The following is a 22,395-nucleotide window of genomic DNA, read 5'->3' as shown; positions in this document are numbered from 1 at the left end:
CTTATTTGCCTCCTTTGTCAGCTTCACTGTTCTTTGGCTTTTCAGGAAGAATTTCACCACGGTAGATCCAAGTCTTTACACCAATTGAACCATAAGTGGTAAAGGCTTCAACCCATGAGTAGTCAATATCAGCTCTCAAAGTATGCAAAGGAACAGTTCCGTCTGAATATGATTCAACTCGAGCCATATCAGCACCGTTCAACCGACCAGCAACTTGAGTTTTAATACCCTTTGCACCAGCACGCATTGTACGTTGCATAGCTTGACGCATTGCACGACGGAAAGCCACACGGCCTTCTAGTTGACGAGCAATGTTTTCGCCAACAAGTTTTGCATCAAGATCAGGCTTCTTAATTTCAATAATGTTAATATGAACCCGTTTGCCTGTAAGATTATTTAATTCCTTACGAAGGCTTTCAACTTCAGATCCACCTTTACCAATAACCATACCAGGCTTGGCAGTATGAATCGAAATATTAACGCGGTTTGCGGCACGTTCAATTTCTACAGTTGAAACGGATGCATTAGCAAGACGCTTTTCAATGTACTTACGAATTTGTAAATCTTCACGTAAATATGCAGCGTAATCTTTGCCAGCATACCATTTAGCTTCCCAGTCGCGAATGATTCCAACTCGTAAACCGTTAGGATTTATTTTATTACCCACGCGTTATCCCTCCTCTTTTTCCGACACAACAATTGTGATGTGACTAGTTCGTTTGTTAATTGGTGAAGCTGAGCCCTTAGCTCTTGGACGAAAACGTTTTAAAGTTGCGCCTTCGTTAACATAAGCTTCGCTAACAACTAAATTCTCTGAATCTAAGTCAAAATTATTTTCTGCATTTGCAACAGCAGATTTAAGCACCTTAGAAACTACCGGAGAAGCACCGCGGGGTGTGAAATCCAGGATGGCGGCAGCTTCGGCAACACTCTTACCTCTGATAAGATCGATTACAAGACGGACCTTACGAGCGGCAATACGAACAGTTTTGGCAGTTGCTTTTGCTGATGTAACTTGTTCAGCCATTTGTTATCCTCCTTGTTTAAACAGTCTTCTTATCGTCAGTACCATGACCATGGAAAGTACGAGTTGGAACAAATTCCCCGAGCTTGTGGCCTACCATATCTTCTTGAATAAAGACTGGTACGTGTTTACGTCCATCATAAACAGCAAAAGTATATCCAATAAAACTTGGGAAAATAGTTGATCGTCGTGACCATGTCTTAATTACAGACTTTTTTTCTTGGTCTTTTTGGGCATCAACCTTTTTAAGTAAATATTCATCGGCAAATGGTCCCTTTTTCAAACTACGACTCATTTTGAAACCTCCTCTTCATATGCAAAAATAATTGCATATGTTTTTTACATCTTCGATCCTTTACGACGACGAACAATAAATTTATTTGAACGTGCTTTCTTAGAACGAGTCTTCTTACCAACTGTCTTCTTACCCCATGGTGATAATGGTGATGGGAGACCAACTGGTGCTTTACCTTCACCACCACCATGAGGGTGATCGTTAGGGTTCATTACAGATCCACGAACGTGTGGACGTTGTCCCTTGTATCGAGTACGACCAGCTTTACCAACGTTAACCAATTCGTGCTCTTCGTTTCCAACAGCACCGATTGTGGCACGGTTTGTTGCCAAAATCATTCGAACTTCACCTGATGACAGACGAACTAATGCATATTTACCATCACGTCCTAATAACTGTGCAGAAGCGCCGGCAGATCTTGCCAACTGACCACCCTTACCAGGTTTTAATTCGATATTATGGATGATTGAACCAACCGGAATATTCGCAAGTGGTAATGCGTTACCAACTTTAATATCAGCTTCAGTACCTGATTCAACCTTGTCCCCAACTTTTAATCCCTTTGGAGCAATAATGTATGATTTGATACCATCTACATAAACTAATAAAGCGATATTAGCAGTTCGGTTTGGATCATATTCGATTGCTTTAACAATTGCTGGAACATTATCTTTATTACGTTTAAAATCAATAACACGGTATTGGTTCTTGTTACCACCACCACGGTGACGAACAGTCATATGACCGTAATTATTACGACCGGCCGTTTTGCTCTTTGACTCAAGCAATGACTTTTCAGGCTTACTCTTGGTAATTGCACTGTAGTCTAAGCTAGTCATATTACGTCGACCATTGCTGGTTGGCTTATATGTTTTTATAGCCACAACGTTTACCTCCTATTATTAAGGTTATTCTTCGCTAAATAACTGAATTTCCTTTGAATCCTGCGTTAAGGTAACGATTGCCTTGCGACGCTTCTTTGTGTATCCGGCATAACGTCCTTGACGCTTTAATTTTCCACGTACGTTCATGATGTTAACACGCACAACCTTAACATCGAAGATATCTTCGACAGCCTTTTTAACTTGTGTTTTAGTAGCTCGTAAATCAACATCGAAAGTGTATGTTTTATTATCCATCTTACTTGTTGACTCTTCAGTAATTACTGGACGTAAAATGACATCACGTGATTCCATTATGCGAGCACCTCCTCTACTTGAGAAAGAGCAGCCTTTGTAATGACAACTTTATCATGATCCGCTACATCTAATGTATTAATTCCATCAGCTGATACAACCTTCACATTTTCAAGGTTATGTGCAGAAAGTGATGCTTTCTCGTTACCATCTTCTAAAACGATTAAAGTTTTAGTTGAAACATTCAATTTTTCTAGTAATGCTGCGAATTCTTTAGTCTTTGGTGTTTCAAATACTAATGAATCTACAACTACTAATTTTTCATCTGCAACTTTTTCAGAAAGAACAGACTTAAGAGCTAAGCGAGATACTTTCTTTGGCAAATGATAAGCATAAGAACGGGGTGTTGGTCCAAAAACAATTCCACCGCCACGCCATTGTGGTGAACGAATAGAGCCTTGACGAGCTCTACCAGTACCCTTTTGACGCCATGGCTTCTTTCCGCCACCGCGAACTGCAGAACGATTCTTAACTGAATGAGTTCCTTGTCGTCTTGAAGCACGTTGCATAACAACTGCATCAAAAACAACATTATTATTAGGCTCAATACCAAAAATGTCATCATTTAATGAAACAGTGCCGTTTTGGCTGCCATCTTGTTTATATAATGCTACGTCAGTCATCTATAGTTGCCTCCCTTCTATTTGTTTGCACCGCGAACAGCTGTGCGAATCGTAATAAATGATTTGTTTGCACCTGGAACGTTACCTTTAATCAAGATAACATTGTTATCATTATCAGTACTTACAACTTCAAGGTTCTGAATTGTAACAGTTTTGTTACCCATGCGCCCTGGTAGTTTCATACCTGGAACAACACGGTTAATGATTACACCAAGTGAACCTGGACGACGGTGATAGCGAGAACCATGAGTTTCTGGTCCGCGTGATTGACCATCTTTATGAATGTTTCCTTGGTATCCATGACCCTTTGTAGTTCCAGTAACATCAACGATGTCTCCTGGTTTAAAGATATCTGCTTTAACTTCTTCAGCTACCTTATAATCTCCCAGCTCAACATCTTTGATTTCCTTAATGAAGCGCTTAGGAGTAGTATTTGCTTTTTTTGCATGACCTTGTTCTGGCTTGTTTGTAAGCACAGCACGCTTGTCTGCATAGCCTAATTGAACAGCGTCGTAACCGTCATTTTCAGCGGTCTTGATTTGCATAATAACATTAGGTGTCACCTCAACGACTGTTACAGGCACCAACTCGCCGTTTTCAGTGAAGACTTGCGTCATTCCAACCTTTTTTCCTAAGATTCCTTTTCTGGTCATGAGTACACCTCCAATATTCTGTATTTAATTAAAGTTTGATTTCAATGTCAACACCACTAGGCAAATCGAGTTTCATTAATGAATCGACTGTCTTTGGGGTTGGATTTAAAATATCGATTAATCGTTTATGAGTCAAAATTTCAAATTGCTCACGCGCATCTTTAAATTTATGCGGTGAAGCAAGCACAGTATAAATTGTGCGTTCAGTTGGCAATGGAATTGGGCCAGAAATAGTAGCCCCAGTTCTTTGTGCCGTTGCAACAATCTTATCTGCAGATTGATCTAGGATACGATGCTCGTATGCCTTTAAACGAATACGAATTTTTTGTTTTGCCATTGTATTCCCTCCTTCGTCTATTTTAAAAATAAGACTAACTCCGTGAAAATTACCGCCAAACCCATGGCAAAGCATCCGGGTGTGTCGCAACCTTTCACATCAAAGCTCACCTATACTGATTTTTTGGACACATTTATCCCTAAAAACAGTACTCAACTAGTGTACTAAAAAAAGCGTCTCAAAACAAGCCCTAAGGACAAGAAATTAATTTTGTAATATTTTTGTTACGAACAACTTAATTGTGACTGAAGCTAAATGCTTAGTTTACACACACCATTTGCATTGTCATCAATTATTAAATCTTAAACATCCTCTCACCTCCAATGTAATCGAGTCTTATTCAGTAAAATAGAACAAAAAAGAGATTGGCGAAATGCCAATCTCCTAAGAAATAAATTAATTATTTATTATCGGCAGTATTGCCGCCGTTCTTTTTGATAATCTCTTCTTGAATACTCTTTGGTACAGCAGAATAATGATCGAATGTCATTGTAAAGGTACCACGGCCTTGAGAAGCTGAACGAAGTGTTGTAGCGTAACCAAACATTTCTGCTAATGGTACAAATGAATGAATAACTTCAGCACCACTTCTGCTTTCCATGCCATCAACACGTCCTCGACGAGCTGTAACTTGTCCCATAATGTCACCCATGTACTCTTCAGGAACGTTGATATCAACCTTCATGATTGGTTCAAGAATGACAGGAGCGGCAGTCTTGGCAGCATTTCTCAATGCCAACGATGCAGCAACCTTAAATGCGGCTTCACTAGAATCGACTTCATGATAACTACCATCATATAGCTTAGCTTTCAAATCAACTAATGGGTATCCTGCAAGAACACCATTAGCTAATGATTCTTTCAAGCCTTGTTCAACGGCTGGAATGAATTCACGAGGAACAACACCACCAACAATGGCATCCTCAAATTCAAATCCCTTACCTTCTTCATTTGGTGTGAATTCAATCCAAACATCACCATATTGTCCTTTACCACCAGACTGACGGATAAATTTACCCTGTGCAGAGGTTTGTTTAGTAAAGGCTTCACGGTAAGAAACTTGTGGAGCACCAACGGTTGCATCAACGTTAAATTCACGTCTCATACGGTCAATGATGATATCCAAATGTAACTCACCCATACCAGCAATCAAAGTTTCACCTGTTTCAGGGTTTGTTTCAGCCTTAAAAGTAGGATCTTCTTCTGAAAGCTTTTGTAAAGCCATATTCATTTTATCTTGATCAGCCTTTGTTTTAGGCTCAACAGCAACTTGAATAACTGGATCAGGAAATTCCATAGATTCAAGATGAAGTGGATGATCAACATCAGTTAGAGAATCACCAGTAGTCGTGTTCTTTAAACCAATAGCAGCAGCAATGTCACCTGAGAACACTTCTGGAATTTCCTGACGGTGATTTGAATGCATTTGAAGCAAACGACCAACACGTTCACGCTTGTCCTTAGTGGCATTTAAAATATAAGAACCTGATTCTAGAGTTCCTGAATATACTCGAATATAAGTTAAACGACCAACAAACGGATCGGTAGCAACCTTAAATGCTAAAGCAGCAAAACTTGCATCATCATTTGCTTTTAACTCAACCTTATCACCAGTATCAGGATCGATTGCATTATATGGCTTAACATCAAGTGGTGATGGCAAGTAGTCAATGGTTGCATCCATTAACATTTGAACACCCTTATTCTTAAATGCTGAACCTGCCAATACAGGGAAGAGTTCAAGATTCAATGTTGCTTTACGGATTGCAGCCTTAAGCTCAGGAATAGAAATCTCTTCGCCTTCGAGATACTTATCCATAATATCGTCATCAACATCAGCTACAGTTTCAACTAATTGTTCTCGACGTTTGTTAGCTTCTTCTTTATACTCATCCGGAACATCAACAGTATCCCATTCAGTACCTAGCTTATCTTCATCGTAAAGATCAGCTTTCATTTCGATAAGGTCAATAACCCCTTCGAATTGATCTTCAGCACCAATTGGCATTTGAATAGCGAGTGGTTTTGCATTCAAACGATCAGCAATAGATTGTACTGAGAAGTCAAAGTTGGCACCGATTTTATCCATCTTGTTAACAAAAACAATCCGTGGAACATCGTAATCGGATGCTTGACGCCAAACAGTTTCAGTTTGAGGTTCAACACCAGCTTGAGCATCAAGAACAGCGATTGCACCATCAAGAACACGCAAGGAACGTTCAACTTCAACAGTGAAGTCAACGTGTCCTGGGGTATCAATAATGTTGATTCGGTGATCTTTCCACTGAGCAGTAGTTGCAGCAGAAGTAATGGTAATACCACGTTCTTGTTCTTGTGGCATCCAGTCCATTTGTGAAGCACCATCATGGGTTTCACCAATCTTGTGAATCTTACCGGTATAATACAAGATACGTTCAGTAGTCGTTGTCTTACCAGCATCGATATGGGCCATAATTCCGATATTACGAGTTTTTTCTAGCGGAAATTCTCGTTTGTTAGCCATTGTGTTACTCCTTCCAATTCGCATAAAAAGTGGCCATAAGCCACTTTTTAATTGAAGCTTAAAACAAATGTTATATTACCAACGATAATGTGCAAAAGCACGGTTGGCTTCGGCCATTCTGTGTGTATCTTCACGCTTTTTAACGGCTGCACCAGTATTATTGGCAGCATCCATAATTTCACGTGCGAGACGCTCAGTCATTGTGTGTTCACCACGCAAACGTGCGTAATTAACCAACCAACGCAAGCCCAACGTTGTTCGACGATCAGGACGAACTTCGATTGGAACTTGATAGTTTGAGCCACCAACACGGCGAGCCTTAACTTCAAGAACAGGCATAACGTTCTTCATTGCTTCTTCAAACACATCAACTGGTTCATTTCCAGTCTCTTCTTTAATAACATCAAATGCACCATATAAGATTTCTGATGCAGTCCCTCGCTTACCGTCTAACATTAAGCGGTTAATTAAACGAGTTACCAATTTTGAGTTATACATAGGATCAGGAAGTACTTCCCGTTTTTGGACATTTCCTTTTCTAGGCATTTCGTTATCCTCCTCATTTTTCTAAAAACGAAAATTAAGATTTTATAGTTTTAATTATTCTTTAGGTTTCTTGGTACCGTATTTAGAGCGACCTTGACGACGATCGGTAACACCAGCTGTATCAAGAGCACCACGAATAACGTGATAACGAACACCAGGCAAATCCTTAACACGACCACCACGAATTAAAACAACACTATGCTCTTGCAAGTTGTGACCGATACCAGGAATATATGCAGTAACTTCGATTAAGTTTGATAAACGAACACGGGCATATTTACGTAAAGCTGAATTAGGCTTCTTTGGTGTCATGGTACCAACACGGGTTGCAACACCTCTCTTTTGAGGAGCAGGTACGACAACTTGCTTCTTCTTGTAACTATTGTACGCGTAATTTAAAGCTGGTGACTTTGATTTTGAACTTCTAGAATGACGTCCTTTACGGACCAATTGATTAATTGTAGGCATCTAAAAGGTCTCCTTTCATAATTTGTTTTAAGTCCACACATCCAGGCGGTTCTTTTTTATGTAAAAAGAAATGTGTTCCGCCAAACACTTTTTGTCTTAAACAGTCAGCATGTCTGAGATTTCAGGAATCTGTCACAAAAAGCACCTTGTCTAATTTATCATGCCTTGCAATTTGTGTCAATCATTCAAGATAAAAATATTATTTTTTCGTATATATTCTTTAGAGGTAAAAAACTATGATAATATTTTTTCAATTTTTCTTAGGAACAAGTTTGGCATCGTTTATTCATTTAGCTGTTACTCGTCAACTTCGATGTGAATCAATTACATTTCCCCGTTCCCACTGTGATAACTGTAATCAAGTACTTGCACCTTATGATTTGATCCCAATCATTAGTTACATCTGCTTGATGGGAAAATGTCGTTATTGTCAAAAGTCAATTCCATTCTTCTCTGTACTTTTTGAATTGTTATTAGGATCCTGTTTAGCTGTTACGCCAGTTACGTTCACAACTATTCCTTACATTTTGTTATTATTGATGTTAATTTATCTTAGCCTTTTTGACTATAAAAGCAAGCAAATACCAATTCCCGGAATTTTAATTTTAGCAGGCATCTGCTTATTAAATTGCCAACATTCCTTTTTTCAAGTGGTAATTGCAGCCTTATTATACGGACTATGCTTATGGTTAAATTACTATCAAACACTTATCGGCAATGGTGACATTGATATTTTATTCTGTTTATGGTTATGTCTTTCAATCGGTCATCTTTTATGGATTTTGTGCATTTCTTGTATTACAGCTTTAATTTACTTAATTATTGCACCTTGGCCAAAGGATAATAAGATTCCATTTATTCCCTTTATCACATTTGGTTATTTCATTACATTGCATTACGCGAATGCCCTTCTATCTTTAATTGCATCTCCCTAAATATCAGCAAATGTGAAGCCCATTAAACCTATGTATAAAAAAGGTATCACCCCATGATAGGATGATACCCTTTTAACTTACCGAAACTTATTTAGATGTTTTTGTCGGATTACTTTTCTTAGTATCTTCAGCTTTCATTTTTTCTTCAAGCTCACTGATTGAGTAAACTCCATCAGTTGAAGAACCGCCAATTTCTTCCGGCTTAATTCCACGGTAGTCTGGCATACCAGTACCGGCCGGAATCAACTTACCAATAATAACGTTCTCTTTCAAACCAACTAATGGATCGTTCTTACCACGAATAGCTGCATCCGTTAGAACACGAGTTGTTTCCTGGAATGAAGCAGCTGACAAGAAACTGTTTGTTTCAAGAGCAGCTTTAGTAATTCCAAGGAGAACAGGACGAGCAGTCGCTGGAATACCGCCTGAAATAACAGTACCCGCATTACTACTTCCAAAGTCGTTAATATCCATTAAAGTACCTGGAAGAACGTCTGTATCACCCGGATCCATGATTCGAACCTTACGAAGCATTTGACGAATCATAATCTCCACGTGCTTATCAGCAACCTCCACACCCTGCATACGGTAAACTTTTTGTACTTCATGCAAGAGGTAGTTTTCTGTTGAAAGAACATCCCGAACCTTTAAAAGTTCCTTAGGATCAACAGAGCCTTCGTTCAATGCAGATCCACGGTGGATAAAGTCACCTTCAGCAACTTTCATCCTAGCTGTAATTGGAACCGTGTAAGTTCTGGTATCGGCTTCACCTTTAACAGTAACTTCCTTAGTTCTTTCAGCAGGATTTTCTTCAATAGATTCAATCGTACCAGTAACTTCACTGATCTCAGCTTTACCTTTTGGATTCCGGGCTTCAAAAATTTCTTGAACTCGGGGAAGTCCTTGAGTAATATCGGCGTTACCAGCAACACCACCAGTATGGAAGTTCCGCATTGTTAACTGGGTACCTGGTTCACCAATTGATTGAGCGGCAACAGTACCAACAGCTTCACCAACTTCAACTTCATCACCAGTGGCCATGTTACGACCATAGCACTTTTCACAAACACCATGAACGGTATTACAAGTAAATGCGGAACGGATCGTAATTTCTTTGATTCCTAATTGATCAATCTTTTGAGCTTGATCTTCAGTAATCATTGTTTCAGCTGGAACAATAACGTCACCGGTTTTAGGATTCTTAACTGTCTTTAATGCATAACGACCAACAATTCGATCATAAAGTGGTTCGATCATTTCGTTACCCTCGGTAATTGCACTGATAGTTAGGCCGCGGTCAGTCCCACAGTCTTTTTCACGAACAATAACATCTTGGGCAACATCAACAAGTCGACGGGTTAAATAACCTGAGTTGGCAGTCTTAAGAGCAGTATCAGTCATACCTTTACGAGCACCATGGGTAGAAATGAACATTTCCAAAACGGAAAGTCCCTCACGGAAGTTTGAGGTAATTGGTAATTCCATGATTTCACCGTTAGGAGCGGCCATCAGGCCACGCATTCCGGCAAGCTGGGTAAAGTTTGAAATGTTACCACGAGCACCGGAATCACTCATCATATAAATAGGGTTTTGAGGATCCTGAGCTTCCATCAAGCGTTTTTGAATGTCGTCTTTAGCATCATTCCAAATGCCAATTACTCGTTCATAACGCTCATGGTCAGTAATTAAACCACGACGGAATTGCTTAGTAACCATCTCCACTTTTTTATGAGCTTCATCGATGATTTCTTGCTTATCAGGAAGTTCGGTAATATCAGAAATACCAACTGTCAATCCTGATTTAGTTGATTCATCATAACCAAGGTCTTTCATCCGATCCAGGAAGAAAGATGTCTCGGTTACCTTATAAATTTTATAGACTTGGGCAATAATATCACTCAAGAAGCCTTTTTTAAATGGTGGAACAAGTTCTGCGTTTTGAAGATGTTCATGAATGTCTTCACCCGGTTCAAGGAAGTACTTATCATCAACAAATCCATTAATGTTTGTGTCTGTAGGTTCGTTAATATAAGGGAAATCCTTTGGTAAAATTCGATTAAAAATAACTTTTCCAACAGATGTGACAAGGATCTTGCCTAATTGTTCTTTGGTGAATGACTTTTCAGGATATGCAGAAGCCTTGATCCCAATTCGTGTATGCCAATGAACAATCCCATTTCGGAAAGCCAAGCCGACTTCATCAGGTGAATTAAAAATCATCCCTTCGCCTTCACGACCCTGCTCTTCCATCGTCAAATAATAGTTTCCAATAACCATATCCTGTGATGGCGTTACAACTGGTTTTCCATCCTTAGGTGCAAGAATATGACCAGCAGCAAGCATTAAAAGACGCGATTCAGCCTGAGCCTCGTCTGATAAAGGAACGTGAATAGCCATTTGGTCACCGTCAAAATCGGCGTTATATGCTTCACATACCAGTGGATGAAGTCGCATTGACTTACCACTAACCAAAACCGGCTCGAAAGCTTGAATTCCCAAACGGTGAAGTGTAGGAGCACGGTTCAACAGAACTGGATGCTCTTTAATAACATCTTCAAGAACACTGAAAACATCATCGTCTTGTCGTTCGATTTTACGTTTGGCATTCTTAATGTTGGACGCCAACTTTCGACCAACCAATTCTTTCATGATAAATGGCTTGAATAATTCCATAGCCATTGGAACTGGAAGACCCATTTGGTTCATTTTTAAACTTGGACCAACATCAATAACTGAACGGCCAGAATAATCAACACGTTTGCCAAGTAAGTTTTGACGGAAACGACCTTGCTTACCTTTAAGCATATGTGACAATGACTTAAGTGGACGGTTACCAGGACCGGCAACCGGACGACCGCGACGACCATTATCAATCAACGCATCAACAGCTTCTTGAAGCATCCGTTTTTCATTTTGAACAATAATGCCGGGTGCATTCAAGTCAAGCAATCTCTTTAAACGATTGTTACGATTAATAACACGACGATATAAATCATTCAAATCGGAAGTTGCAAAACGGCCACCTTCAAGTTGAACCATCGGTCGTAAATCAGGTGGAATGACCGGAATAGTATCAAGTACCATCCATGATAACTTATTACCGGATTGAACAAATGCTTCCAAAATATCCAAACGGCGAACGGCTCGTGTCCGCTTTTGACCGGTAGCATTCTTTAATTCATCTTTTAATTCTGTAACTTCCTTTGCAACATCAACATCATTTAACAATGTTTTAATTGCTTCGGCACCAATTTGAGCCTCGAACCGAGGACCGTATTCAGTCTTCTTATCACGGTACTCACGTTCTGAGAGTAATTGTTTCTTCTCCAACGGTGTGTTGCCGGAATCGGTAACAACGTATGAAGCGAAGTAAATAATTTCTTCCAACGCGCGGGGACTCATATCAAGAACAAGGCCCATACGACTTGGGATTCCCTTAAAATACCAAATATGGGTAACCGGAGCTGCCAGTTCGATGTGCCCCATTCGCTCACGACGAACTTTGGAACGAGTAACTTCAACGCCACATCGATCACAAACAATTCCCTTGTAGCGAATTCGCTTGTACTTACCGCAAGCACATTCCCAGTCTTTTGTTGGACCGAAAATTCGTTCATCGAACAAACCGTCTTTTTCCGGTTTCAACGTTCGGTAGTTGATGGTTTCAGGTTTTTTTACTTCACCATATGACCAACTACGAATTTTATCGGGAGAGGCTAGCCCAATTTGCATACTTTCGAATTTATTAACATCGACCACTAGTTTGACCTCCCATGATTAGTCATTACTATTATTTACATTGGTTGGTTTGGTTGGCTGATCAGTAACTTCCCTTTTTTCAGAAGCGGATTCAGCTTTTTGTTGATCTTTTTTATCGGACATCTTGCTCAAAGCATCAACATTGACAACATCATCGTCATCATCAAGATCTCGAAGTTCAATTTCCTTATGGCTACTGTCAAGAACCTTCATATCAAGGCCAAGTGATTGTAATTCCTTAACAAGAACTCGGAATGACTCAGGAACACCCGGCTTTGGAATTGGTTCACCTTTGACAATTGCTTCATAAGTTTTAACACGACCAACAACATCATCAGACTTGTAAGTCAAAATTTCTTGCAAGGTATATGCGGCACCATAGGCTTCAAGTGCCCAAACTTCCATTTCACCAAAACGCTGACCACCAAATTGTGCTTTACCACCAAGTGGTTGTTGCGTTACGAGTGAGTAAGGTCCAATTGAACGTGCATGGATCTTATCATCAACCATGTGGGCAAGCTTCAGGTAGTGCATAACACCAACTGCAATTGGCTTATCAAACGGTTCACCTGTACGACCATCATAAAGAATGTATTTTCCATCCTTAGGCATACCGGCTTCTTTAACAGCATTCCAGATATCTTTATCAGAAGCACCATCAAAAACAGGAGTTGCAACGTGAATACCAAGCTTTCGAGCTGCCATGCCCAAATGAAGTTCCAAAACTTGACCAATGTTCATACGTGATGGCACACCCATTGGACTCAACATAATATCAACTGGGGTTCCATCTGGTAAGAATGGCATATCTTCTTCAGGGATAACAACAGAAACGGTACCTTTGTTACCATGACGGCCGGACATCTTATCACCCACTTGAATTTTACGTTTCTGGGCGATATAGACACGAACCATGCGATTGACACCTGGTGACAATTCATCCCCGTTTTCACGAGTAAAGACCTTAACATCTTGAACAATACCGCCGCCACCATGAGGTACTCTCAATGAAGTATCACGAACTTCACGCGATTTTTCACCGAAAATGGCATGAAGCAAACGTTCTTCGGCTGATAATTCAGTAACCCCCTTAGGTGTCACTTTACCAACTAAGATATCGCCATCGTGAACTTCGGCACCGATTCGAATTGTGCCACCTTCATCAAGGTCCTTCAAAGCATCTTCACCAACATTAGGAATTTCGCGAGTCATTTCCTCGGGTCCTAATTTGGTATCACGGGTTTCTGATTCATATTCTTCAATATGAATAGACGTATAGACATCGTCTTTAACCAAACGTTCACTAATTGCGATTGCATCTTCAAAGTTATAACCTTGCCAAGTCATAAAGGCAACGATTGGGTTTTGACCAAGTGCTAATTCTCCGCCCTCCATTGATGGTCCATCAGCTAGTACTTCATCAGGATCCACATGGTCGCCAACTCTGACAATTGGTCGTTGGTTGTAATTTTTACCACCGTTTGAACGACGAAATTTCATTAATTTATACTTATCAAGCGTGCCATCATCGCGACGAATACGAACTTCACGCGCATCTACATACTCAACTGTTCCGGCAAACTTGCAAATAAGTGCAACGCCAGAGTCATGGGCAGCCTTATATTCGATACCGGTACCAACAAGTGGTGCGTGTGGATCAACTAATGGAACAGCCTGACGCTGCATGTTTGCGCCCATCAATGCACGATTAGAATCATCGTTTTCCAAGAAGGGAATACATGCCGTTGCAACGGCAACAACTTGTTTAGGTGAAACGTCCATGTAGTCAACTTTGTCGATGCTGATTTCGATATTATTTGACTTATGGCGAGCCATAACCACATTATTAACAAAGGACCCGTCGTCATTCAACGGTGAGTTGGCCTGTGCAATAACAAAATTATCTTCTTCGTCAGCCGTCAAATAATCAATTCGATCAGTAACTTTATGGCTTGTCCAATCCACACGCCGATACGGTGTTTCAATAAAACCATATTTATTAATCCGAGCATAACTGGATAAGCTGTTGATCAATCCAATGTTAGGACCTTCAGGAGTTTCAATCGGACACATACGGCCGTAATGGGTATAGTGGACGTCTCGAACTTCATACCCGGCACGATCACGAGTCAAGCCACCAGGTCCAAGAGCAGATAAACGACGCTTATGGGTTAACTCACCAAGCGGGTTAGTTTGGTCCATGAATTGCGACAATTGTGATGATCCAAAGAATTCTTTGATTGAAGCAACTACTGGACGAATATTAATCAATTGTTGTGGTGTCACAGTTGACGTATCCTGAATCGACATTCTTTCACGAACAACACGTTCCATTCGTGACAAGCCAATTCGGAATTGGTTTTGCAGTAACTCACCAACTGAACGAATTCGTCGATTACCCAAGTGATCAATATCATCAATTGAACCAATGCCCTCTTGAAGATTAAAGAAGTAGTTCATCGAAGCGATAATGTCGGCTGGTGTAATGTGCTTGAATGCCAGTGGAATATTGTCATTGCCAATTAACGGCACAACCTTTTCAGGATCGTTTGCTGAGTACACCTTAATGATTTGAACCGTCATTGGTTCAGTCACAACAGCTTCGTCAGAAGGATTAAAGGTATAGGCTTTAAATTCTTTTTGATCCAAATATGGTGACAATTTTTTCATAACGTCTTTGGTAACAACAGTGTCCTTTTGGACAATAACTTCACCAGTTTCCGGATCAGCAAGTGTTTCAGCCAATGTCAATCCCAAAAGACGATTCTTCAAACTAAGTTTCTTGTTGGTTTTATAACGACCAACAGGCGCCATATCATAACGCTTTGGATCAAAGAAGCGTGCTGTCAGTAAACTTCTTGATGATTCAGCAGTTTTAGGCTCACCTGGCCGCAAACGTTCGTAAATATCTTTCAGTGACTCTTCAACACGTGAATCGTCAGTATCCTTATGGACATCTTTTTCAAGCGTTAATTCAAGACTATCGTTGTCCCCCAAAATGTCAGTGATTTCACCATCACTACCAAATCCGAAAGCTCTTATCAATTCAGTAAGCGGAATCTTTCTAGTTCGGTCAATTCGAACATATGAAATGTTCTTTGAGTCAGTTTCAAATTCAAGCCAGGCACCTCTATTAGGGATAACCGTGGTTCCATATGAAATACGACCATTTTTATCAGTGTCTTCATGATAATAAACACTGGGTGAACGAACCAATTGTGAAACAATAACTCGTTCAGCGCCGTTAATGATAAAAGTACCTTGATCAGTCATTAATGGGAAATCGCCAAAGAATACATCTTGTGTCTTGATTTCATCAGTCTCGTGATTGGTTAATTTCAATGTGATATGAAGTGGTGCTGAATAATTTGCTTCATGTTCACGTGCTTCGTCAACAGTGTACTTTGGTTCTAATAGCTGATAATCCACAAACTCTAATGAAAGCTTTCCTTGAAAATCATCGATTGGCATAATACCGTCGAAGGTCTCACGAAGGCCGTCTTTTAAAAACCAGTTGTAAGAATTAGTCTGGATTTCAATAAGGTTTGGGAGATCAAGCACTTCTTTAATCCGTGCGTAACTTCGTCGGGTACGGTGTTTTCCATATTTAACTAAGTGTCCTGCCAAGTTTTTCACCTCTCCAAAAATTCCGGAACCGAAATGTTACATTTTGATTACAATTGCCCTTTTTAGCTGATTTTTGGCAAAAAAAATCCAAAAACAAGCTCGACTTGCTTTTGGTTTTTTATGCAGGCCAATCCGGACAATAGATCGCATCGACCATTTCGATTCACAACAAATACAATTAAGACTATACCAACTAAATTGATAATTGTCAAATAAAAGTCTCGAGAATCATATTCTATTTTTTATTATTAACCAGTGCCTGTCGATCAGGCTTCTTCACAGAAATTGTAATCTGATTGTTTCGACCACCAACAGTAACCGAATCACCTGGAACAATTTCTTTCGACAATAATTTTGCACTTAAATTATCCTCAAGCTCAGTTTGAATAGCTCGACGAATTGGACGTGCACCATATTGAGGATCAAACCCAACTTTTGAAATAATCCCAATCGCAGTTTTGGTAACTTTAATATCAATTCCCTGATCATGGATTCGTTTAATAACCGGTTTAGTCATTAACTTAACGATCTGGTCAAGTTCTGCCTTGGTCAATGAGTGGAAGACAACAACTTCATCAATTCGGTTCAAGAATTCTGGACGGAATCGTTGCTTAAGAGCAGCATTAATCGTGTTCTTCATTGCACTGTAATCTTCCTTGGTATCTTCTTGGCCAAAACCAACGGTCTTCTTATCACGAAGTGTCGTAGCACCCAAGTTGGAAGTCATGATAATAACCGTATTTCTAAAATCAATCTTTCGACCTTTGGAATCCGTCAAATAGCCATCATCAAGCACTTGCAAAAGCAAGTTGAAAACATCCGGATGTGCCTTTTCAACTTCATCAAACAGAACAACCGAATAAGGTTTTTGTCGAACTTTTTCAGTTAATTGGCCGCCTTCATCGTAGCCAACGTATCCCGGTGCAGATCCAATCAAACGACTGGTTGAGTACTTTTCCATATACTCACTCATGTCAACCCGAATCATATCGTCCTCAGAGCCGAAGACCGCCTCAGCAACCGCCTTTGCAAGCTCTGTTTTACCTACACCTGTAGGCCCCAAGAACATAAATGAACCAATTGGGCGATTTGGATCTTTCAGTCCGCTTCGTGCTCGACGAATCGAACGTGAAACGGCTGAAATAGCTTCTTCTTGGCCAACAACTCGTTGATGAAGAACAGCTTCCAAATTAACTAACCGATCTGCTTCGGTTTTACTCAAACGAGTAACTGGAATGCCAGTCCATTCGGCAACAATTTGAGCCACATCCTGACTGGTTTCTTTAACCGGATAATGAGCCTCAGATGATTCTTCCGGCTCCTCATCTTGCTTAGTTAGCTCATCTTGTAATTTATTAGCCTGTTTTCGAATCTTCGAAGCTTTCTCGTAGTCTTGGGCAACAAGTGACTCATTCAGTTGAGCAAGGAGATCTGAAAGTTTCTTATGATCGTCGACAACATCTGAATTTTGCAGATGGTCAATTCGTACCTTGGCAGCAGCTTCATCCATTAAATCAATGGCTTTGTCTGGAAGGAAGCGATCACTGATATAACGATTGGAAAGATTAACAGCTGTTTCAATAGCATCGTCAGTAATTTCAACATGATGATGTTGTTCGTATTTAGGACGCAGGCCCTTTAAAATCTGAACGGTCTCATCTGCCGTTGGTTCATCAACCGTAACTTTGGCAAATCGACGTTCCAATGCTGCATCCGATTCAATATATTTTTGATATTCATCAAGAGTAGTGGCACCGATTAATTGAAGCTCGCCACGTGCTAACGCTGGTTTCAAAATATTGGAAGCGTCAATAGCGCCTTCTGCACCACCGGCACCAATCAACGTATGCAATTCATCAATAAACAGAATGATATTTCCGTCTTGATAAATCTCCTCGATGACTTTCTTAAGCCGATCTTCAAACTCACCACGATATTTGGTCCCGGCAACCAGTGAACCCATGTCAAGCATCATTAAACGCTTATTAACCATGTCCCCCGGCACATCACCGTTTACAATTCGCTCTGCAAGTCCTTCTGCAATTGCAGTTTTACCAACCCCAGGCTCACCAATTAGAACCGGATTATTTTTAGTTCGTCGCGCAAGGATTTGAACAACCCGCTTAACTTCCAAATCACGGCCAATGGTTGGGTCCAAACGATTCTCACGTGCCATTTCAGTTAAATCACGAGCTAGTGAATCAATAGTTGGTGTTTTACTGTCTTTTTGTTTGGATGGACGGGCGCCCCGTTGCTTTGATGACATATTAGATGCCATTGAGCCGCCACTAATCCCCATCTTTCTTAAAGTTACCTTACGAATTTGTGATAAATCAAGGCCTAAGTTAATCAAAATTCTTGAAGAAAGAATCGTTTCATCTGTTAATAATGAAAGTAAAATGTGCTCTGTTCCAACTTTGGGAACGCCATTTTTCTTCGCAAATTCTCCGGCTTGTGCCAATACTTCCTTAGCCTTAGGAGAGTATGGTAAATAATCGTTACGGCTAAGATCCTTCAGATTACCATACCCGGCAAAGCGTTCTACTTCTTCTGTAATGTCTTCCGCAGTCACTGAGAACTGTTGAAGAGCCTTATATGCGATCCCATTAGTTTCAATCAATAGACCTAGTAACAGGTGCTCAGTACCGATAGCTTGATGCTTAAATTTTTTTGCCTGTTCCTGAGCAATGGTTAAAACGTTCTTAGCGCTTGGAGTGAATAAATTATTCATAGATACCCTCGCTTTCTATCGTTCGTAACGCAAACGATTCAATATTGATACCATAATGTTTGCTCTCATGATATCAGTTAAATCACTATTGTTAAGGTCAATTGCATCTTTGTCAATCGCCGCTAAAATAATGCTCACTTCACGACGACTAATTAAGTCATTATTATATAACGTTTGGACGATGGTTTCACTATCTCTTTTCGACAATTTGTTACCAATTGCGTCAATCAAAGAGTTCAACACGTCAATATCATCTAATAAATGAACCTTCTCTATTCTAATGTAGCCGCCACCACCCCTTTTACTTTCAACAATATACCCATTTTGAATTGTAAAACGCGTGTTAATAACATAATTAATTTGCGACGGAACAACGTCAAATAATCCAGCAATTTCCGATCGGCGAATTTTCACTTGTTCGTTGTCGGCAAGTATTTCCTTCAAGTAACGTTCAATTAAATCAGAAATGTTTTCGTCGGCCATGCTCTCACCCAATTCTTTGACTAATATTGACTTTAATTATACGAAGAAAGTGAGAAAATGCAAAGAAAAGGATTCAACACCCTTTAATTCATATTGTTGACCCTTAATCATTGTGAAAAAAACGGTTATCTTTTGTATCCTGCAACAGCAAGAATCTCAATTCCAAGTCTTCCGGCATGCTTCAAAACTCGGAACATATTTATATAATATCATAGAAGAAAAATCAATCATAAAGCCCTCAACGGCAAAATATCAAAAAATAGAGACAAAAAAATCGGGAAAACAAGATTTGAACTTGCGACCCCTACGTCCCGAACGTAGTGCTCTACCAAGCTGAGCTATTTCCCGATAATCAAGTATATTTAATTAACAATAACAATATATCACATATAACTGCTATGAGACAAAAAATCGGGAAGACAGGATTCGAACCTGCGACCCCCTGGTCCCAAACCAGGTGCTCTACCAAGCTGAGCTACTTCCCGAGACTGCCAGTTGTTAAATTCATGGCAATAAAAAATGCACCCAGTAGGAGTCGAACCTACAACCTTCTGATTCGTAGTCAGACACTCTATCCAGTTGCGCTATGGGTGCAAAATAACTATTAAGTTTAAGTATCTCGATACTTCCCGATATTAGGACTACCGAGGAAGCGGAAGACGGGATTCGAACCCGCGACCCCCACCATGGCAAGGTGATGTTCTACCACTGAACTACTTCCGCAAAATGCCGACTAGACGATTCGAACGCCCGACCTCTTCATTACTAGTGAAGCGCTCTAACCAACTGAGCTAAGTCGGCATATATAATGGTTCTATGCGGGCGAAGGGATTCGAACCCCCACGTCATAAGACACTAGAACCTAAATCTAGCGCGTCTGCCAGTTCCGCCACGCCCGCATTGTAAAAAACTGGCAATGAGCCGTGGCAGTCTCGAACTGCCGACCCTCTGATTAAAAGTCAGATGCTCTACCAACTGAGCTAACGGCTCAATGGAGGATACAGGGATCGAACCTGTGACCTCCTGCTTGTAAGGCAGATGCTCTCCCAGCTGAGCTAATCCTCCATGAAATCATTCATGAATCCATATGTTGTTGGTAGTTACAACATCAAAACAACTATTAAATTTTACCATTATTACTAACTCGAAGTCAAGAAGTAATTTTAATTTAGTTAGTTGTCTGAGCCGGTATCGAAAGTGTTTAACGAATTTCCGACAAGAGATATTATAGCGTATTCTGTCCGTCTTTACCAGAACATTTTTTAATTTTCTTGAATTTTTTATGAATCCTGCATTTTTTCAAAGATAACAAATCCAGATCCCTTTTACCGCATAGGCTTAAAGATATAGGTACTGATTACCAAATTGCTTAAAGTACGTCCTCGTTTCTGTCTTTTCTTTGGATAAAAAAAGAGATTGGAACAAGTCAAAGTTCCAATCTCAACTTATCTCTCCGACGAATCCGATTAAATCGTTTTCGTGTTTCAAGAATTAGGGGGATAACGATTAAACTAACTGCAGTGAGAGGGGGATCTCGAAGCAATTAATTTGTAGCCCAAGTCATTAACCAGTCGGTTCCTAATTTGGGTTACATAATTATATACGTTAGAAAAATTCAGCTATCTTTTTTAATTTTAACTTTTTTGCATTTTTTTAACGTTGTTTTTCAATTTTAGTTTTGCCATGCATGTATGGTCGCAAAACTTCTGGAATCGTAACTGATCCATCTTCATTTTGATAATTTTCCAAGATAGCTGCAACGGTCCGCCCAACAGCCAATCCCGAACCATTTAACGTATGAACATAATGAAGCTTTCCATCTTCGTCACGATATTGAATATGAGCTCTGCGGGCCTGGAAATCGGTTGTATTAGAGCAACTCGAAATCTCACGATACTTATCCTGAGCAGGGAACCAGACTTCTAAATCATGAGTCATCGCCGCCGTGAAGCTCATATCGCTGGTTGTCAATGTGATGACATGGTAGGCAAGCCCAAGCTTCTTCAAATTATCTTCAGCCTGATGAGTAATTTGCTCCAACGCATCCCAAGAATCTTCCGGTTTAGTAAATTTCACCATTTCAACCTTATTAAATTGATGTAATCGGATCAATCCTTTTGTATCCCGACCAGCGCTACCGGCCTCTGAACGAAAAGCTGGTGACAAGGCAGTAAATGATACCGGCAATTTTTCTTCAGGAATAATTTCATTTCTATAATAGTTAACAAGCGGTACTTCAGCAGTTGGAATCATCGTCAGATCAGTACCGGTGATTTCGTAACCGGCTTTACTTTCCAGGAACTTTGGAAATTGTCCGGTTCCATACATCGAGGCACCGTTTACCATATACGGGGGAATCACCTCTTGGTAACTGGCTTCGGTATTTTGATCCAAATAAAAGTTATAAACGGCGCGCTCAAGCAATGCACCATCACCCATATAATAAACAAACCGACTACCGGAAACTTTTGCTGCCCGCTCGAAATCTAAGATCCCCAAATTCTCTCCAATATCCCAATGATGTTTTGGCTTAAATCCGAAGGAAGGCGTCTCACCAACTCTTCGTAATTCCACTGACCCATCTTCTGTTAAGGACACAGGCACATCATCCGCGGGAATATTAGGTAAGTGGGCTGCCAAATCATTTTCATCAATCTCAATTTGGTGCAGCTGCTCATCCAAATCCTTAATTGTTTGACCAGTTTTTTTCATTTCGGCAATGGCTTCAGAAGCATCTTCCTTGTTTCGTTTTAATTGAGAAATTTTATCTGAAACATCATTTCGAGTCGCTTTCAATGATTCGGATTTTACAATCAAATCACGTCTTTTGGCGTCAAATCCCAGTAGTTCATCAATTGTTTCAGCCTTGATTCCTCTGGTTGCAAGTTTTTCCTTAGTGTAATCGGGATCTTTTCGAATCTTTTTAATATCAAGCATAGGTAAATTGTTCCTCCTCATAGGTTTTCAGTATCATCAAGTTGTTTTGAAATCAACAGCCAACACAATTAGTTTCAATGCCGACAAAAAAAAGAATCCTTCGTCACTGGGACGAAGGATTCTTTTCGCGGTACCACCCAAGTTCTCGACATTTTTGTCAAGCTCTCAAAGTATGGTAACGGCATACAACCGTGCGGCATTACCCGCCCATTAACTTGTGCTGGAATATTCGATAACAATTCACACCAACCATTGTCTCTCTGTAATCTACTTAATAG

At 40.1% G+C, this 22,395-nt stretch carries 17 protein-coding genes and 8 tRNA genes; 1 reads left to right on the top strand and 24 read right to left on the bottom strand.

Annotated features, from left to right (window positions below; translation table 11 throughout):
• Position 1: 1 nt before the first annotated feature.
• The 11 genes from rpsC to rpsL form a co-directional block, all read right to left on the bottom strand.
• Positions 2-667 carry a 30S ribosomal protein S3 gene (gene rpsC, locus HMPREF0519_RS09185; protein ID WP_003559509.1) on the bottom strand — a complete coding sequence of 222 codons (666 nt, stop codon included), beginning with the start codon at positions 665-667 and terminating at the stop codon, positions 2-4.
• A 3-nt stretch (positions 668-670) separates the two neighbouring features.
• Entirely contained in the window at positions 671-1,027 is a 357-nt protein-coding gene (rplV, locus tag HMPREF0519_RS09180; protein WP_003559507.1) for a 50S ribosomal protein L22, read from the bottom strand.
• 16 nt (positions 1,028-1,043) lie between these two features.
• Complete coding sequence (gene rpsS, locus HMPREF0519_RS09175; protein WP_003559505.1) at positions 1,044-1,319, bottom strand: 30S ribosomal protein S19; 276 nt, start codon at positions 1,317-1,319, stop codon at positions 1,044-1,046.
• Between the two features lie 44 nt (positions 1,320-1,363).
• Positions 1,364-2,203, bottom strand: a complete 840-nt coding sequence (gene rplB, locus HMPREF0519_RS09170; protein ID WP_035462602.1) for a 50S ribosomal protein L2 — start codon at positions 2,201-2,203, stop codon at positions 1,364-1,366.
• A gap of 24 nt (positions 2,204-2,227) precedes the next feature.
• Complete coding sequence (rplW, locus tag HMPREF0519_RS09165) at positions 2,228-2,515, bottom strand: 50S ribosomal protein L23 (protein WP_003559501.1); 288 nt, start codon at positions 2,513-2,515, stop codon at positions 2,228-2,230.
• Entirely contained in the window at positions 2,515-3,138 is a 624-nt protein-coding gene (gene rplD / locus HMPREF0519_RS09160; RefSeq protein WP_003559500.1) for a 50S ribosomal protein L4, read from the bottom strand. Before rplD ends, rplW begins: the two co-directional genes overlap by 1 nt.
• Before the next feature lie 17 nt (positions 3,139-3,155).
• A complete protein-coding gene (gene rplC, locus HMPREF0519_RS09155; protein WP_003559498.1) occupies positions 3,156-3,791 on the bottom strand; it encodes a 50S ribosomal protein L3 in 636 nt (211 codons plus the stop codon).
• Between the two features lie 28 nt (positions 3,792-3,819).
• Positions 3,820-4,128, bottom strand: a complete 309-nt coding sequence (gene rpsJ, locus HMPREF0519_RS09150; RefSeq protein ID WP_035444678.1) for a 30S ribosomal protein S10 — start codon at positions 4,126-4,128, stop codon at positions 3,820-3,822.
• Between the two features lie 400 nt (positions 4,129-4,528).
• The gene (fusA, locus tag HMPREF0519_RS09145) at positions 4,529-6,631 is read right to left on the bottom strand and encodes an elongation factor G (protein WP_003559494.1); all 2,103 of its coding nucleotides are present in this window, start codon (positions 6,629-6,631) and stop codon (positions 4,529-4,531) included.
• A 75-nt stretch (positions 6,632-6,706) separates the two neighbouring features.
• Entirely contained in the window at positions 6,707-7,177 is a 471-nt protein-coding gene (rpsG, locus tag HMPREF0519_RS09140) for a 30S ribosomal protein S7 (protein WP_003559492.1), read from the bottom strand.
• A gap of 54 nt (positions 7,178-7,231) precedes the next feature.
• Positions 7,232-7,645 (bottom strand): 30S ribosomal protein S12, encoded by a 414-nt coding sequence (gene rpsL, locus HMPREF0519_RS09135; RefSeq protein ID WP_003559489.1) that lies wholly within the window; start codon positions 7,643-7,645, stop codon positions 7,232-7,234.
• 236 nt (positions 7,646-7,881) lie between these two features.
• Here rpsL and HMPREF0519_RS09130 point away from each other — a divergent pair, with 236 nt between their 5' ends.
• A complete protein-coding gene (locus tag HMPREF0519_RS09130; protein WP_003635655.1) occupies positions 7,882-8,580 on the top strand; it encodes a prepilin peptidase in 699 nt (232 codons plus the stop codon).
• Positions 8,581-8,667: 87 nt separating this feature from the next.
• Here the strand turns inward: HMPREF0519_RS09130 and rpoC are convergent, their stop codons facing one another.
• The 13 genes from rpoC to serS all read right to left on the bottom strand — a co-directional run bounded on the left by rpoC (position 8,668) and on the right by serS (position 22,117).
• A complete protein-coding gene (rpoC, locus tag HMPREF0519_RS09125) occupies positions 8,668-12,339 on the bottom strand; it encodes a DNA-directed RNA polymerase subunit beta' (RefSeq protein ID WP_003635653.1) in 3,672 nt (1,223 codons plus the stop codon).
• An 18-nt stretch (positions 12,340-12,357) separates the two neighbouring features.
• Positions 12,358-15,975 carry a DNA-directed RNA polymerase subunit beta gene (gene rpoB / locus HMPREF0519_RS09120; protein ID WP_003635651.1) on the bottom strand — a complete coding sequence of 1,206 codons (3,618 nt, stop codon included), beginning with the start codon at positions 15,973-15,975 and terminating at the stop codon, positions 12,358-12,360.
• A 226-nt stretch (positions 15,976-16,201) separates the two neighbouring features.
• On the bottom strand, positions 16,202-18,697 hold the full coding sequence (locus tag HMPREF0519_RS09115; protein WP_003635647.1) for an ATP-dependent Clp protease ATP-binding subunit: 2,496 nt from the start codon (positions 18,695-18,697) through the stop codon (positions 16,202-16,204).
• Between the two features lie 15 nt (positions 18,698-18,712).
• On the bottom strand, positions 18,713-19,180 hold the full coding sequence (locus HMPREF0519_RS09110; protein WP_003559478.1) for a CtsR family transcriptional regulator: 468 nt from the start codon (positions 19,178-19,180) through the stop codon (positions 18,713-18,715).
• A 274-nt stretch (positions 19,181-19,454) separates the two neighbouring features.
• Positions 19,455-19,528: transfer RNA gene (locus tag HMPREF0519_RS09105), tRNA-Pro, on the bottom strand.
• 63 nt (positions 19,529-19,591) lie between these two features.
• Positions 19,592-19,665 (bottom strand) — tRNA-Pro (locus HMPREF0519_RS09100).
• Between the two features lie 35 nt (positions 19,666-19,700).
• Positions 19,701-19,774, bottom strand: a tRNA-Arg gene (locus HMPREF0519_RS09095).
• A 57-nt stretch (positions 19,775-19,831) separates the two neighbouring features.
• Positions 19,832-19,903 (bottom strand) — tRNA-Gly (locus HMPREF0519_RS09090).
• Between the two features lie 4 nt (positions 19,904-19,907).
• Positions 19,908-19,981 (bottom strand) — tRNA-Thr (locus HMPREF0519_RS09085).
• A 16-nt stretch (positions 19,982-19,997) separates the two neighbouring features.
• A tRNA-Leu gene (locus tag HMPREF0519_RS09080) sits at positions 19,998-20,079 on the bottom strand.
• 18 nt (positions 20,080-20,097) lie between these two features.
• Positions 20,098-20,170: transfer RNA gene (locus HMPREF0519_RS09075), tRNA-Lys, on the bottom strand.
• A gap of 2 nt (positions 20,171-20,172) precedes the next feature.
• Positions 20,173-20,245: transfer RNA gene (locus tag HMPREF0519_RS09070), tRNA-Val, on the bottom strand.
• 588 nt (positions 20,246-20,833) lie between these two features.
• The gene (gene serS, locus HMPREF0519_RS09065; RefSeq protein ID WP_003635645.1) at positions 20,834-22,117 is read right to left on the bottom strand and encodes a serine--tRNA ligase; all 1,284 of its coding nucleotides are present in this window, start codon (positions 22,115-22,117) and stop codon (positions 20,834-20,836) included.
• Positions 22,118-22,395: the final 278 nt, after the last annotated feature.

The organism is Lentilactobacillus hilgardii DSM 20176 = ATCC 8290 (genome assembly GCF_000159315.1).
In the GTDB taxonomy this organism is placed as follows: Bacteria; Bacillota; Bacilli; order Lactobacillales; family Lactobacillaceae; genus Lentilactobacillus; species Lentilactobacillus hilgardii.
Note: the sequence above shows the minus strand (reverse complement) of the source record. Positions and strands in the feature narration are given on the sequence as shown.

Coding starts and splice junctions, on each gene's coding strand:
- HMPREF0519_RS09130 (WP_003635655.1), top strand. CDS start 7,882: ATGATAATATTTTTTCAATTTTTCTTAGGAACAAGTTTGGCATCGTTT.
- rplC (WP_003559498.1), bottom strand. CDS start 3,791: ATGACCAGAAAAGGAATCTTAGGAAAAAAGGTTGGAATGACGCAAGTC.
- rpsL (WP_003559489.1), bottom strand. CDS start 7,645: ATGCCTACAATTAATCAATTGGTCCGTAAAGGACGTCATTCTAGAAGT.
- fusA (WP_003559494.1), bottom strand. CDS start 6,631: ATGGCTAACAAACGAGAATTTCCGCTAGAAAAAACTCGTAATATCGGA.
- HMPREF0519_RS09115 (WP_003635647.1), bottom strand. CDS start 18,697: ATGAATAATTTATTCACTCCAAGCGCTAAGAACGTTTTAACCATTGCT.
- rplW (WP_003559501.1), bottom strand. CDS start 2,515: ATGGAATCACGTGATGTCATTTTACGTCCAGTAATTACTGAAGAGTCA.
- rpsJ (WP_035444678.1), bottom strand. CDS start 4,128: ATGGCAAAACAAAAAATTCGTATTCGTTTAAAGGCATACGAGCATCGT.
- HMPREF0519_RS09110 (WP_003559478.1), bottom strand. CDS start 19,180: ATGGCCGACGAAAACATTTCTGATTTAATTGAACGTTACTTGAAGGAA.
- serS (WP_003635645.1), bottom strand. CDS start 22,117: ATGCTTGATATTAAAAAGATTCGAAAAGATCCCGATTACACTAAGGAA.
- rpsS (WP_003559505.1), bottom strand. CDS start 1,319: ATGAGTCGTAGTTTGAAAAAGGGACCATTTGCCGATGAATATTTACTT.
- rpsG (WP_003559492.1), bottom strand. CDS start 7,177: ATGCCTAGAAAAGGAAATGTCCAAAAACGGGAAGTACTTCCTGATCCT.
- rplD (WP_003559500.1), bottom strand. CDS start 3,138: ATGACTGACGTAGCATTATATAAACAAGATGGCAGCCAAAACGGCACT.
- rplV (WP_003559507.1), bottom strand. CDS start 1,027: ATGGCTGAACAAGTTACATCAGCAAAAGCAACTGCCAAAACTGTTCGT.